Source organism: Streptomyces misionensis, assembly GCF_900104815.1.
GTDB classification, from domain to species: domain Bacteria; phylum Actinomycetota; class Actinomycetes; order Streptomycetales; family Streptomycetaceae; genus Streptomyces; species Streptomyces misionensis.
The window spans coordinates 5,729,490-5,743,339 of record NZ_FNTD01000004.1 but is presented as its reverse complement, the minus strand read 5'-3'; the positions used below and the strand labels follow the sequence as shown (position 1 = coordinate 5,743,339).

11 protein-coding genes are annotated in these 13,850 nt (G+C 71.7%); 3 read left to right on the top strand and 8 right to left on the bottom strand.

Going from position 1 to position 13,850, the window contains the following annotated elements; genetic code table 11:
• Positions 1–55: 55 nt before the first annotated feature.
• The 7 genes from BLW85_RS27940 to eccB form a co-directional block, all read right to left on the bottom strand.
• A complete protein-coding gene (locus BLW85_RS27940) occupies positions 56–358 on the bottom strand; it encodes a WXG100 family type VII secretion target (protein WP_070022134.1) in 303 nt (100 codons plus the stop codon).
• A gap of 27 nt (positions 359–385) precedes the next feature.
• On the bottom strand, positions 386–724 hold the full coding sequence (locus BLW85_RS27935) for a WXG100 family type VII secretion target (RefSeq protein ID WP_070022136.1): 339 nt from the start codon (positions 722–724) through the stop codon (positions 386–388).
• A 77-nt stretch (positions 725–801) separates the two neighbouring features.
• Positions 802–1,995, bottom strand: a complete 1,194-nt coding sequence (locus BLW85_RS27930) for a S8 family serine peptidase (protein ID WP_208624908.1) — start codon at positions 1,993–1,995, stop codon at positions 802–804.
• A 43-nt stretch (positions 1,996–2,038) separates the two neighbouring features.
• Entirely contained in the window at positions 2,039–3,751 is a 1,713-nt protein-coding gene (locus BLW85_RS27925) for a hypothetical protein (protein WP_143060470.1), read from the bottom strand.
• Positions 3,751–4,173 (bottom strand): hypothetical protein, encoded by a 423-nt coding sequence (locus tag BLW85_RS27920; RefSeq protein ID WP_074993594.1) that lies wholly within the window; start codon positions 4,171–4,173, stop codon positions 3,751–3,753. Before BLW85_RS27920 ends, BLW85_RS27925 begins: the two co-directional genes overlap by 1 nt.
• A gap of 151 nt (positions 4,174–4,324) precedes the next feature.
• On the bottom strand, positions 4,325–5,584 hold the full coding sequence (mycP, locus tag BLW85_RS27915) for a type VII secretion-associated serine protease mycosin (protein WP_403421472.1): 1,260 nt from the start codon (positions 5,582–5,584) through the stop codon (positions 4,325–4,327).
• Positions 5,585–5,594: 10 nt separating this feature from the next.
• The gene (gene eccB, locus BLW85_RS27910) at positions 5,595–7,121 is read right to left on the bottom strand and encodes a type VII secretion protein EccB (RefSeq protein WP_074993592.1); all 1,527 of its coding nucleotides are present in this window, start codon (positions 7,119–7,121) and stop codon (positions 5,595–5,597) included.
• Positions 7,122–7,483: 362 nt separating this feature from the next.
• Between eccB and eccE the strand changes: the two genes are divergently transcribed.
• From eccE to BLW85_RS27895, 3 genes are all read left to right on the top strand, one after another.
• Entirely contained in the window at positions 7,484–8,656 is a 1,173-nt protein-coding gene (gene eccE / locus BLW85_RS27905) for a type VII secretion protein EccE (RefSeq protein WP_208624907.1), read from the top strand.
• Between the two features lie 2 nt (positions 8,657–8,658).
• Positions 8,659–9,435, top strand: coding sequence for a hypothetical protein (locus BLW85_RS27900; protein WP_070022147.1), 777 nt, complete (start codon positions 8,659–8,661; stop codon positions 9,433–9,435).
• 311 nt (positions 9,436–9,746) lie between these two features.
• Complete coding sequence (locus BLW85_RS27895) at positions 9,747–12,731, top strand: SCO5717 family growth-regulating ATPase (protein ID WP_107409196.1); 2,985 nt, start codon at positions 9,747–9,749, stop codon at positions 12,729–12,731.
• A gap of 88 nt (positions 12,732–12,819) precedes the next feature.
• Here BLW85_RS27895 and BLW85_RS27890 read toward each other — a convergent pair whose 3' ends face one another.
• Positions 12,820–13,767 carry a bifunctional riboflavin kinase/FAD synthetase gene (locus BLW85_RS27890; protein WP_070022151.1) on the bottom strand — a complete coding sequence of 316 codons (948 nt, stop codon included), beginning with the start codon at positions 13,765–13,767 and terminating at the stop codon, positions 12,820–12,822.
• Positions 13,768–13,850 lie beyond the last annotated feature (83 nt).

Below are 13,850 nucleotides of genomic sequence, written 5' to 3'. Positions count from 1 at the left end.
AGGGGTGGGTACCTCCCGCGCGTACCCACCCCTCGTCGTTCTCAAGGCGTCCGACTCACTCGAAGTAGCTGGCGCCCTTCAGGTCGCCACCGCGGTAGTCACCGCCGGCGGCGTGCACCCGCTGCGTGATGGAGAGCAGCGCCTGGTGGATGCCGGTGGCGTGCTGGTCCCACGCCTTGGACTTGCGCTGGAAGGCGTCGTACGCCTCGCCGCCCCAGCCCTCGGCCACGTCGAGGACGCCCTTCTTCAGAGCGCTGAGGTCGTCTTCCAGCTTCTTGGCCACGTTGCCGAGCTCGGTGGCGAGCGAGTCCAGGGCGCCGTACTTGACGGTCAGATCCTGGTAGTGCGGATCGGTCATGTCTTCTTCCTCTTCCTTCGGATCCGGTCAGTACAGGTTGAGCGCCGAGGTGCTCGCGCCGGCGTCCACCTCGATCTTGTTGATCGTCGAGTGGAGCTCGTCCTCGAGCTTCGTCTTGTCGGCCTTGTTGAGACGGATGCCCTCGAGGAAGTCCTCGAGCATGCGGCCGATGGCGGCCATGTGCTCGTTGATCTCATGCTGCTTCGTCTTGAACGCGTTGGCGCCGTGGCCGGTCCAGTGGGTCTCGATCATGTCGATCGTGCCCTGGAGCTTGCCGAGGCTCGTCTTGACCGACTCGTAGCGGTCGATGACGTTCGTCTGGAGCTTTTGTGCGTGGTCATCATGAAACTTACGGCCGTCGGCCATGTCGGCACTCCCCTTCGTGAGAGCTGTGCTTCTTGTGACTGCGCATCACCGAGCGGTGACGCCTTTCGTGTGAACCGTCAGGCACGTCGTCGTGACCGGAGGACGGCGAACGCCGCGCCACCGATCACCACCAGTGCGGCGGCCGCTCCGACGACCACCCACGTCAGGGTGTTGCCGGACGACTTGGAGCTTGTGTCGGCGGCGGAGGTTTCTCCGCCGGAGGGGGACTTGGCGGGGGCCGAAGCGGAGGGCGAGGTCTTCGGCTTGGCGACCCCGTCCTCCACGGCGAGAGGATCGACGTTCGCCGGGCCCGGGTTGTAGTGGGGGTTCTCCAGCACCTTGCGGGGACGGACGATGCCGTAGCCGAGGTAGTTGCTGGGGGTCTCCTTGGGCCACTCCCGGCCGGCGGTGTCGATCAGCGCACGGAGGACCTGGTTGGCGGTCCAGTCGGGGTGAGCGGACCAGATGAGGGCGGCGGAGGCGGAGGCGATGGCGGTGGCGTCACTGGTTCCGTATCCGTGCGAGCAGTACGAGCGGAAAGTCGCATCGCACCAGGAAGGCAGGTTCACCCCAGGGGCCGCCAAGTCGACGGCGTATCCGTGGTTCGAGAACTTTCCTACCTTGCCGGCCTTGTCCACGGCTGCGACCCCGACGACATGGGGATAGGAGACCGGGTACCCGGGGTTGTTCTTCGTCTGCGCCTCATTACCTGAGGCTGCGAACATCAACTTGCCCTTTGAAGCGGCGTACTTGACCGCCGCTTCCTCATCGTCATAACTAGCGAAGCTGCCGATGGACATATTGATGATCTTGGCGTCGCTGTCTGCGATGGCCTTGATCACTGCACCCACTCGAGGAGCCTTGTTCCGCTCGGACAGGCTCATACCCTCGATCGCAATCCGATAGGGCACGATCTTGGCGCCAGGAGCAAGGCCTTTCATCCCTCCGCCATGCCCGGTACCAGCGATGATTTCGGCCATCGTCGTGCCATGGCCGATCAAGTCCTCCGTGGCCCCGTAGGAAACGGATTTCGGCACTTCGTCGCCCAGCACCTGGCCCTGGAGGGACGAGGTCGAGGGATTGACACCCGAATCGACGACGGCGACTTTGACCCCTTTGCCCGTGCTCGCCTTCCACATCTCGTCGGCCTTCATGGCCGACAGGTACCACTGCTGGGACTGGACGTCGGCGGCAGCTGCGCTCGGGGCCAGGCCCGCCGGCAGAGCCATCAGTGCGCCGAGTGCTGCGCACGCGGCGGTCACTCGTCTCATGCTCGCTGACAACATGCCTCTCGTACGTCCTCGCTTCATCTCGTTAGTCGCGCTCCGGCGCCTGCTGCCGGTTCGACTTCTTCTTGTCACGGTCCCGCATGGAGCCTCGGACCGCCGGACGGCCCGGGACGGGTTCATCGGACGCACGAGCGCCATTCCTCGCTGTCGGCGCCTTGCTGTTGGACGCTCCGACCACACCGCCGGTGGACGCAGGCCTGCGCGAAGCGTGCGCCTCGCCGCCCTCCTGCTCGGATGCCCTGATCACCCCGCGCTGTCCGGGGCGCTCGACGGCACGTGGGTCACGCGAGCCAGACTCGCCACCAATGACGGTGCCGCGGGGCACCCTGGAGCCGCTCGTGCCCTGTGCGGGCGACGTGGCCGGCCGACCCCCGATGACACCGCTGGTACGCGCCGCCCCGGTCGGTCCCGTTCGACCGACGGGTTCGGCAGGCGTGCCCACAGGCCTGGGCGTTCCGCCGACGACGCTGCGACCGACCGGGCCCCGGCCTGCCGGAGCCTTGCCCATCGGGGCCTGCCCCATGGGCGTCCTGCCCACTGGGGACGCAGGTCCACGTGTCCCGGCCTGCCCCGGTACGAAAGGCTGCCGCACACCCCCTATGGGCCCACGTCGTGCGCCGGTTCCGAGTTCGCGTTCTTCGGCGGCGGGAACGGACATCCGGGGCGGGCTCACCGGGCCCCGGCCCCCACCCGCTCCGCCACGCCCGACGGGCATCCCCATGTTCGGTACCACCGGGCCGGCGGGGAAGGGAGGAACCGGCCCCCCGCCACCTCCACCGGGAGCAGGCGCGGTCGGCGGCGCGACCGGGACCGTCGGCTTCGCGACGTCCGGGGGGAGCGTGTTCACGCTGTCGACGTTGGTACCCACGTGGGGCGGGGGATCCACACGCACATGCTGGTTCGGCGGCGTCACTACATGGTGCAGTTTCGGATCGGTGCCAACGGCCGCACCGTCCCCGGGAACCGTCGGGGCGACAACGTGGTCCCGCACGGTTCCGGCCACGGGCGTGTGTGACAGCGATGAGTGAACCCCGCTGCCCCCGGTGCTCTCTCCGGCCTTGCCCTTGGCGCCGATGGCCGCCTCCGGCACCCCCATGTCCGGCATCTTCCCGAACGTGGGCCCGTCCTGGGCCCGCAGGTTCTCCTCCGAGACCGCGTAGTAGGACGCCAGCTTGTTCATCAGGTTGACGGCCTCTTGGCGGTTGTTCTCGACATGCCGGGCCAGCAGGCCGTCCGGGTCCGCCTTGACCTGCTCCGCCAACGAGAGGTTCTTGGGCCGGGTGTCGCGGGGCGGCATGGAACGCTGGACGGAGTCGAGGCCGATGCCGGCCGCGGAGACCTGGGTGGCCACGGTGTCCGCGAAGAAGCCGAGTTCGTACGAGTGGTTGACGAGATCGCTGGCCCAGTTGTGGAACGCGGTGGCCGCCTCGCCGTGCCAGTCGATCCGGCCGATGTTCTCCAACAGCTCATCGGCGGCACTCCAGATGGCGTCTCGTGCGTCCCAGAAGCCGTTGGCGGCGTTCTCCAGGTCCTTCGGACGCGCGGAAGCCACCATGTCGATCATGTCGTTCAGCTCGTGGTTCTCGAAGTCGCTGACACCGCAGCCGCCGCCCTGCGTCTTGAGGCTCGGTGCGGCGCACTGGCCACTCGTCAGGTTCGAGTTCGCCTGCTTGACCTGCTGCTCTGCCGCCCACCGGTCAAACTGGTGCACATCCGGTCGAGTGTGATGGTCACCCATTAGAAGCCCCCGCTAACCTGCTTGTCGTTGGTGCGCTTCTGACCCTCGGGCGCATCAGTGTGCTGCTCGTTGATCTCCATGCGGATCTCATGGAAGCGGCGCCGCTGATCGTCGTCCAGGTTGGCGAAACCGATGTCCGCACCGTGCACGGCGATCTGCATCGCCTCGATCTGCAACGACAGCCTCTGGGAGAGCGTCGTGAGGCGGTCGTGGACGCGCGTGTACTGGCTGTGCAGGCCCGTGGCCTCGGGGAACACGCCCTTTGAATAGAACGAATCGGCGGCGAGCGTGTGCATCGCCAGCTTCTTCGCCGAGCCGGGCGAATCCTCGAATGTCTTCAGCAGCGCGTCCACCCGTGTCTTGAAGGTCTTCAGTGCCTCCAGACCAACCTTCAGTCCGCCCGCGCCGTCGTCAGGCCGCACGTTGCGCCACCCCCGTTTCCATCCCCTGCTTGAGGCGGCAGCACTCCTCAAGCTTTCGTTTCTGCGATGCAATCACTCTAGTCAAGGCGACTGACAGTCCCAACTCACTTGTGTGACAAGACTGCTGCAGTCAGCGACCTTCACGTGTCGTTCACGACCCGGACGTGCCGGTTCCCCTGGTCACCGACCTTCTGCGCGCGTCGCGGACCGCCACCGCCATCCCCGCCAGGGCGGCCACCAGCACGGCCGCGCCCACGGCGACGTAGGTCGCGAGGCGGGCGTTGCGTTCGTCCGCCGTCTCGCCGAGCACCAGGCGGGCCGGGGTCGGGGCCTTGGCCCGGGTGAGGCCCTCCCGGGCGGTGGGCTTCTCGATGGGGTGGTCGTCGTCCGTCAGGGCGCGGACGGGATCGACCACGCCCCAGCCGACCAGGTGGTCGTGGCCGGCGACCGAGCGCTCCGCGGTCTGTTCGATCTGGGCGATGACCTCGCGGGCCGTCCAGTCGGGGTGCTTGGCCTTGATGAGCGCGGCGACCCCGGCGACGTACGGGGCGGAGAAGCTCGTACCGCTGTCGGAGCAGTGGCCGCCCTTGGGCACCGTGGAGATCATGTCGACGCCGGGGGCGGCCACGCCCACGAAGTCGCCGGACTGGGAGAAGGCCGCGCGCTCGTTGTTGCGGTCCGAGGCGGCGACCGCGAGGACGCCGGGGTAGGACGCGGGGTAGGTGCGCTTGTCGTTGCCGTCGAGGCCGTCGTTGCCCGCGGAGGCGACCACCACGATCTGGTGCTGAAGGGCGTCGTCCACCGCCCGTCTCAGGCCGTCGGCCGGCTGCACGGCGTTGGCGGTGTCCTGGGAGATGTTGATGACCTGGGCCTTCTCGCGGATCGCGTGCTCGATCGCCGCGGCGAGGGTCTCCGCGGTGCCGTCGCCGTCCGCGTCGTTCTGCTTGATCGGGATGATGGTCGCCTCGGGTGCGAGGCCGACGAATCCCGTTCCCGGCAGGGGGCGGGCGGCGATGATGCCCGCCACCCGGGTGCCGTGCCCGACGGTGTCGGTCGTGCCGTCCGCCTTGCCGCGGTCGATCTTCTCTCCCTTGCCGTTCTTGTCCGGCAGCAGGTTCGCCCCGCTCGACGCGTCCACGGCGTGGGTCAGCTGGGGGTTCTTGGTGTCCACCCCGGTGTCGATGACCGCGACCCGCACGTTCTTGCCCTTGGACTGGCTCCACAACTCGTCCAGCAGCACGCGTTGCAGGGCCCACGGGCGCCCGGGATACAGCTTGTTGGGGAAGTTGCACTGGTCGCTGAAGGAGTCCGCGGCGGCGGGCGGCGCCAGGGCGACTGTGGCGGTGCACAGCGTGGCGGCCGCGATCGCGGCGGTGCGGAGCAGACGCGAGGACGACGGCGCGTAGGACACGTGACTCCCCCTACGAACCCTGCGGCTGGCTCGCCGCGGTGGTCGACAGGCGAGGCCCCGTCGGCAGGAACAGGGACCAGGCGGCGGGGATGGGGGCGGGGTCCAGGCCGGCGTACCCGAGCCGGGTCTGGGCCAGTTGGGCCTCCTGCCGCATCTCCTTGCGCTGCTTGTCCGTCATGCCGTACTCGGTGCCGGTGGAGTCGCTGTCGGCGTTGGACTGCATGGCGTAGCGCAGGCCGGTGTCCGTGACCAGGAAGACCCCGCCGGCCTTGGTGTCCGTGCCCTGGAACTGACGGTAGAGCTGGCCGGATCCGGGGGTCACATAGGCGCTCGACGACCCGGTGGGCAGCGTGGCGGGGAAGTCGGTGCCCGCCCAGGTGCTCAGGGTGGTGGTGCCGTGGCCGGGGTCGACGTGGTCGAGGACGTTGCAGACGGTGTCGCGGCTGCCGCTCCCGGAGCCCGCGTCGTTGACGACCTTCGGGGCGAGGGTCGGCCACTTGCGGTCGGCCGCGAAGGGGGTCGCGCCGGGCACGAACGCGCCCGCGCTGACGTCGAGGGCCTTGCCCGCCTGGCCGAGGTGGACGAGGTCCTTGCTGTTGAGGAGCAGCTTCGCGGTGAAGTCGGAGACGGGCAGGACCTTGCCCTGTTCGACGATGTAGTACTGCTGGCGGTCGCCGTCGGGGGCCCGCAGCACCATGCCGACCCGGTTGGCGGTGGCCGGCAGGCTGCCCTGGACACCGGCGGGCGCGGTCGCGGTTCCCTCGATCCGGGGGAACTCGATCGGGTCGCCCTTGTGCAGGGTGTCGAGCCAGTCGCCGGAGACGCGCTGGGGCTGCCGGTTGGCGCCGACCAGCGTGCGCAGCAGCAGTTCGTCGTTCTTCACCTGGTACGCGGTGCCGTGTGCGTCCACGATGTAGCGCTGCCCGTCCGGGGCGGCGACGTACATGATGTCCCCGCCGCCGAGCTTCTCGCTGGGGCTCTCGGTCTTCTTCAGGTCGCGGGCGGCGAGGACGAACGCGGCCTTCTGGATGGCCCCGCCGCCCGCGCTCGGGCGCTCGCAGACGGCCCAGCGCTTCTTGGCTCCGGCCTCCTGGCTGGAGGGCAGGCGGTCGGGGGCGTAGGGGATGCCGATGGTGACGCCGTGCGGGATCTTGCCGTTGTCGAGGATCGACTCGTCGACGGTGACCACGTCGCCCTTGCCGTCGGCGAGGAGCAGTTTCGCCGAGGCCATGTTGAGCACCGGGTGCAGCTCGGTCTTGCCGTCCGTCTTGAGGACGACGTACCGGGTGGTGGACTTGCTGGCGATGATCACCTTCTCGCCGGGGGTGTCCCAGCCCTGCGGCGCGGTCGGCCGGAACATGCCCCAGGCGCCGAAGACGGCCAGGACGACCACGCCGGCGATGGTGCCGGGCAGGATCGCGCGCAGGGGCTTGGGGGCTCCTTCTTCCGAGCCGTCGGAGGAGGGCTGGACGAACGCCGCGAGCATGCGCCGCTTCGCAAAGGTGTAGGCGTTGAGTTGATCCCGCCGAGATGCCATCTGCCCCTGATTCTCCCCGTGTGCCGTCCGGATGCCGGTCGGAGACGACCGTCTCCGGCACCGCGTTGTCGGACCGAGCCCCTACTATGCCTGGTGTCTGATCGGTTCCGTGGAGCAGGTAGGGTACCGGGGCTCTCAAGGCCTCTGCCCAGGGGCGGAATTGCTGGGAGTTGTGAGGAAAATGGGGGGATGAGTTGAGGGCTTCCGGGACGCGGTCTCGTACGCGCGGGCACGGGCGGGCGGCCGCCCCTTCGGCGGCCGGTCCGGAACCGGCCGGGTCGCGGCCGGCGCCGCCCCGGGAACAGCGGCCCCCGAACACTGCACGTCCGGCCGTCCGTCCGGCGCTGTCCGGCTCGTTCCGCATGCAACGGCTCGTGCTGCCGGAACTCGCACTGGCCGTGCTCGTCGTCGGCTGGGTCGTCGGCCCGGTCGCCCTGGTGCCCGCCGCGGTCCTCGCCGTGCTGCTGGTGGCGCTCGCGTTCGTGCGGCGCCGCGGCCGGTCGCTGCCCGAATGGCTGACCACCGCGCGGGAGTTGAAGGCGCGGCAGCGTCGGGCCGCGACCACCCCGATACCGCCGGGCACCGAACCCTCGCTGGTGCCCGCCCTCGAGTGCGAGCCGAGCCTGCGCACCTACTCCTACGCCCCCCGCGACCGCCGCCCCGTCGGCATCGTCGGGGACGGCACGTTCGTCACCGCCGTGTTGCAGGTGGAGGCGGACGCGACGGCGCTGCGGGCGGAGCGCAGCCGGCAGCCGCTGCCGCTGGGGCTGGTGCGGGACGCGCTGGAGGTGGACGGGATACGGCTGGAGTCGGCGCAGACGGTGCTGCACACGCAGCCGGCGCCTGCGCTGCATCTGCCGCAGCAGTCCGTGGCCGTCGCCAACTACCTCCCCTTGCAGGAGCAGACCGGCGCCCCGGCCGTGCGCATCACCTGGATCGCGCTGAAGCTGGACCCGGAGGCCTGCGCGGAGGCCGTGGCCGCGCGTGGCGGCGGGCTGCTCGGGGCGCAGAAGTGCGTCGTACGGGTCGCGGACCATCTGGCGAGCCGGCTGACCGGGGCGGGCTTCCGGGCGCGGGTGCTCGACGAGGAGGAGCTGGTCGCCGCGCTCGCCACGTCCGCGTGCGCCAACCCGCTGGTCACGGCGGAAGCGGGGCGCAGCGAGGCGCGGGAGCGGCGTACCGAGGAGTCCGGGCGCAGCTGGCGCTGCGACAACCGGCGGCACACCACCTACTGGGTGCGGCGCTGGCCCCAACTGGGCGGCGGCCGGGGCGAGTCGCTGCCGCAGTTCGTCGCCCAGGTCACGGCGATACCGGCGCTCGCCACCACCTTCAGCCTCACCCTCGCGCGCGGCGACCGGCAGGAGGTGTCGCTGTGCGGGCACCTGCGGGTGACCGGCCGCAGTGACGACGAACTCGTCGCGGCGCGGCGCGCGTTGGAGGCGGCGGCCCGTGGGGCCGGGGCCGGTCTGGCCCGCCTCGACCGTGAGCAGCTGCCCGGCATGCTGGCCACACTGCCCCTCGGAGGTGCGCGGTGACGATGACGAATCAGTCGGCCTCGCCGGAGAACCGGCAGACGGCGGGGGGCGAACCCGCGGGGCGGGGGCTGGGCGAGCGGCTGCGGCACGGCCTCGGACTGCTCGGGCCCCGGCACGGCCGGCACGCGTTGTCCGCCGAACTGCTGGACACCCTCGCCCTGCCCATCGGTGACGACGGCGTGGTGGCCGGGGTGGACGCCGAGGGCCAGCCGGCCGTACTGGGCATCAACCGGCCCACGCCGTACGACGTGGTGCTGATCGGCGGTCTGTGGACGGCGCAGGTGCTGGCGCTGCGGTCGGCGGCCACCGGCGCGCGGGTGGCCGTGGAGACCGGCCGGCCGCAGGCCTGGATGCAGATGGTGCACGCCATGGGCGGCGGGCAGAACGGCCTGTCCGTGTACGACGTCGGGCGGGTACCCCCGCAGGGCGCCTCGGCCGGTACGCCGGTCCTGGTGGTGCGGGACTGCGGCATGCGGCCCCCGCGCGGCCGGGTGGTGTCCGGTCCGTGGCAGTCGGTGCTGACCCTGCTGCCGTATCTCAGTCCGGTCGCGCCCCGGTTGCTGCGGCAGGCGCGGCTCGCCGGCATCCAGCGGGTCTCCCCGGACGAGGCCGCCGAACTCGGGCGCACCATGGGCCTGACACGCACCGAGGTGGAGACGCTGCCCACGCTGCCGGACGGCGTCACCCTGTGGTGTACCGACCGCGATCGGCAGTATGTGCTGACCCAGCCCACCGACGCCGAGACCGGTTTGCTCGGCACGCCCCGGCGCATGGACTGAACTGCCCTTGTCCGTCCTGTTTGTTCGTCTTCCCTCTCTCTTCCGTTCGCCGTTCCTCTTCCGTTTGCTCCCGGTTTCGTGCGACAACTCGGTTGGCGGGCGCGGTGCTTCGCCGTGCCGTCTCGGCCGGTGTGCGCGAGCCGACTGGTGGGCGGGCCTGCCGAGGGGCGGCTCGTGGTGATTAGGCTGGGAGCGGGCGTGATGGCAGGACCCGTGGAGCGGACTGCCCCTGACGACTACGGACGACTCGAACGACACGACATGGTCGCCCCGGCACGGCATGAGGGTGCTCGACCACACCAGGAGGAACTGTGAGCAGCGATCGGGACGGGATGCGCGGGGGCTGGGCCACACCCGGCGATGACCAGCCCGACGCGGAGGCCGTCGAGACCACCGGTGAGTTCACCATCGACTACGCTCCCCCCGCCTGGTACACGCAGAACGCGTCCGGCCCCGCGGGTTCCGGCGGTGGCGGTTCGATCGGGGGCCCGGGCGGCGTGGGCGGCGCCGGGGGCTTCGCCGAGCAGGATGCGGCCGGGGCCGGTGGCCCGGGGAGCGGCGCGGCCGCGCCGTTCTCCTCGTCGCCGGGTACGACGGCGCCGGGTGCCGGGGCGACTCCGCCGCCGCCCGGCACTCCGCCGGTCGGTACGCCCGCGCAGGGGACGCCGTTCGCTCCGCCGGCCGAGGGTTCCGTTCCGATGCCGAGGCTGCCCGACGGGTTCGAGTTGCAGCAGCCGCAGCAGCCGTCCCAGCCGCCGCAGGCCGGGCCCGAGGCCCCGGCCGTCGAGCCCGAGACCGACAACGGGGATCTGGAGAGCGGGGCCACCATGCGGTTCTCCGCGGTCGCCCTGAAGCGGGAGATGGCCGAGCTCGCCGAGCAGGCCGCCGCCATGCAGAAGGCCGCCGCGGAGTCCGAGGCCCGGTCGGGTGCCGGTTCCCGGTCCGGCTCCCCGTCCGATGCGGGTTCCTCGTCCGATTCCGGTTCCGGTTCCGGCCTCGGGTCCGGTTCCGGTTCGCAGTCCGGTGGTGGGTCCGAGTCCGAGCCCAGCGCGGAAGGGGCCGTGGACGCGGTCGTCGCGGAGGACGCCGCCGAGGAGGAGGACGCCCCGGGCGAGGGCGCGGAGACGGACGGCGACGGCGCCGCGGGGACCGAGGTCTCCGACGCCGCGGACAGCGCGCCGGAGGGTGCGGGCGACGACGGTTCCGGCCAGGAGGAGGTCTCCGCGGAAGCCGGGGCCGGCGAGGAGGCGACGCCGCAGGACGCCGTGCCGGCGAACGGCAGCGCCCCCCAGGACGCCGTACCCGCGAACGGCACCGCACCTCAGGGCGCCGCCTCCCAGCCCGCTCCCCCCGTCCCGGCCCCGGCTCCGGCGCCGGGCCCGCAGGACTTCCCGTCCGCGTGGACGCCGCCGCCCGCGCCGCGGAGCGGTGTGCCCCCGCTGCCGCCGTCGTACCAGCCCGCCGCCCCGGCGCCCGCGGCCCAGTGGCCCGCGCAGCAGCCGATGCCGCCGCAGGCCGGACCGCAGCCCATGCCCCAGCCGCCCGCCCCGCAGCAGGCCGGGCCCCAGCAGCCCGCCCCGGTGCAGGGCCAGCAGCCGCCGTTCCAGCCGCAGGTGCCGCAGCCCGCGCCCGCCGCCTGGAACCAGCCGGGACAGCCTGGTCAGCCGGGACAGCCGGGGCAGCCGGGTGTGCCCCCTCAGCCGTACCAGCCCGGCATGCCCACTCCCCCGGCCCCCGCCCAGCCGGGCCCGCAGAGCGGCCCGCAGGCCGGTCCCGCCGGTGCCTACGGCTTCCCGCAGCCCCCGGCCCCCCAGGCGGGGCCCCAGCCCCCGGCGCCCAACGCCCCTTCCCCGGCCGCCGGTTACGGCTTCCCGCAGCCCAACGGCCCGGGCGGACCGGCGCAGCAGGGCGGTTACGGCTTCCCCCCGTCGGACGCCCCGGCCGCCGGGCCCGGTGGTTACGGCTTCCCGCAGCCTCCGGAGCAGCAGCCGCAGCCCCAGCCGCCCGTCGACCCCCGCGCCGGGGCCGCCTGGCCGCAGCCGATCCAGCACGACCAGCGGCAGCCCACCAACCCCGGTGCCGCGCCGCTGGGTTACACGGCCGCCGTGGAGCTGTCCTCGGACCGGCTGCTGAACAACCGGCGGCAGAAGGCGAAGAGCGGCCGGCCCGCGGCGGGCGGTTCCCGGTTCAAGCTGGGCGGCAAGAAGGAGGAGGCCGAGCGGCAGCGGAAGCTGGAGCTGATCCGCACGCCGGTGCTGTCCTGCTACCGGATCGCGGTCATCAGCCTCAAGGGCGGGGTGGGCAAGACCACCACGACCACCGCGCTCGGCTCCACCCTGGCCACCGAGCGGCAGGACAAGATCCTCGCCATCGACGCCAACCCGGACGCCGGCACGCTCGGCCGCCGGGTGCGCCGGGAGACCGGGGCCACCATCCGTGACCTGGTCCAGGCGATCCCGTATCTCAACTCGTACATGGACATCCGCCGGTTCACCTCGCAGGCGCCCTCCGGTCTGGAGATCATCGCCAACGACGTGGACCCGGCCGTGTCGACCACGTTCAACGACGAGGACTACCGGCGCGCGATCGACGTGCTCGGCCGCCAGTACCCGATCATCCTGACCGACTCGGGCACCGGTCTGCTGTACAGCGCCATGCGCGGGGTGCTCGACCTCGCCGACCAGCTCATCATCATCTCGACGCCGTCCGTGGACGGTGCGTCCAGCGCCAGTACGACGCTGGACTGGCTGGCCGCGCACGGGTACTCGGACCTGGTGTCCCGCTCCCTGACCGTGATCTCCGGGGTGCGCGAGACCGGCAAGATGATCAAGGTCGAGGACATCGTGGCGCACTTCGAGACCCGTACCCGCGGGGTCGTGGTCGTGCCCTTCGACGAGCATCTGGCCGCCGGTGCCGAGGTGGACCTCGACATGATGCGGCCGCGCACCCGCGAGGCGTACTTCAACCTCGCCGCGATGATCGCCGAGGACTTCGTGCGGCACCAGCAGGCGCACGGGCTGTGGACCAGCGACGGCAACCCGCCGCCGGTGGCAGCGCCGCCGATGCCCGGCCAGCAGATGCCGGGGCAGCCGGTGCCCGGCCAGCCCGCGCCCGGTCAGCCCTACCCGCAGGTCCCCGGCCAGCCGTATCCCGGTCAGCCGGGCCAGCCCGGCCAGCCCTATCCGCCGCAGGGCCAGCAGCCCTACCCGCCGCAGCAGGTGCCCTACCCGCCGCAGCAGGGCCAACCGCCGTACCCGGCCCAGCCGTACCCCCAGGGACAGCCGCCGCAGCAGTAGCGCCGCTCACGGCATGCGGAAGGGCGGCCGGTGCTCCTCGCACCGGCCGCCCTTCGCCGTCTTCACGGCATGATCCGGACGAGAGGTCCTAGCCCTCCGCCGCGACGATCTCCCGGCACCGCGACACATCCGCCGTCATCTGCTCCAGCAGCGCCTCGAGCGACTCGAACTTCGCCTGGCCGCGGACGTAGGCGAGGAAGTCGACGGCGACGTGCAGGCCGTACAGATCGAGGCCGACGCGGTCGATGGCGTACGCCTCCACCGTGCGCTCGGTGCCGTCGAACTGCGGGTTGGTGCCCACCGAGATCGCGGCCGGCATGACCTCGCCCTGGGCGTGCAGATAGCCGGCGTACACGCCGTCGGCGGGGACGGCGGTGTGCGGCAGCGTCTCCACGTTGGCCGTGGGGAAGCCCAGCTCACGGCCGCGCTGGGCGCCGCGCACGACGACGCCCTCCACCCGGTGCGGGCGGCCCAGGATCTCCCGGGCGCCCTCGACGTCGCCCTCGGCGACCAGGCGCCGGGTGAGGGTGGAGGAGAACGGCTGCCCGCCGCCCGCCGTGCCGGACACGTACAGGTCGACGACCTCGACCTCGAAGTCGTAGACCTTGCCCTGCTCGGCGAGGAACTCGACGTTGCCCGCCGCCTTGTGGCCGAAGCGGAAGTTCGGGCCCTCCACGACCGCCTTGGCGTGCAGCTTGTCCACCAGGACCTTCACCACGAAGTCGGCGGGCGACAGCTTGGAGAACTCGGTGGTGAAGGGGAGGATCAGCACCGCGTCGACGCCCAGCCCGGCCATCAGCTCGCAGCGGCGGTGGTGCGCGGCGAGCAGCGGCGGGTGGCTGCCGGGGCGCACGACCTCGCTGGGGTGCGGGTCGAAGGTGACGACGACGGCCGGGACGCCCAGCTCCCGGGCGCGGTCGACGGCGTGCTTGATGATCAGCTGGTGGCCGCGGTGGACACCGTCGTAGGAACCGATGGTGACGACGCTGCGCCCCCAGTCCTCGGGGATGTCCTCCAAGCCACGCCAGCGCTGCACTGTGACCGCTCCTCGACCCGTGTCCGTGTCCACCTTGACTCTTGTGCAGGTCTAAGGGTGCCATGCCGGGTGCCCGCGGCCCG

Excerpts from the sequence above, each read along its gene's own strand:
- BLW85_RS27940 (WP_070022134.1), bottom strand. The coding sequence starts at position 358 with ATGACCGATCCGCACTACCAGGATCTGACCGTCAAGTACGGCGCCCTG.
- BLW85_RS27935 (WP_070022136.1), bottom strand. The coding sequence starts at position 724 with ATGGCCGACGGCCGTAAGTTTCATGATGACCACGCACAAAAGCTCCAG.
- BLW85_RS27930 (WP_208624908.1), bottom strand. The coding sequence starts at position 1,995 with ATGAGACGAGTGACCGCCGCGTGCGCAGCACTCGGCGCACTGATGGCT.
- BLW85_RS27925 (WP_143060470.1), bottom strand. The coding sequence starts at position 3,751 with ATGGGTGACCATCACACTCGACCGGATGTGCACCAGTTTGACCGGTGG.
- eccB (WP_074993592.1), bottom strand. The coding sequence starts at position 7,121 with ATGGCATCTCGGCGGGATCAACTCAACGCCTACACCTTTGCGAAGCGG.
- eccE (WP_208624907.1), top strand. The coding sequence starts at position 7,484 with ATGCAACGGCTCGTGCTGCCGGAACTCGCACTGGCCGTGCTCGTCGTC.
- BLW85_RS27900 (WP_070022147.1), top strand. The coding sequence starts at position 8,659 with ATGACGAATCAGTCGGCCTCGCCGGAGAACCGGCAGACGGCGGGGGGC.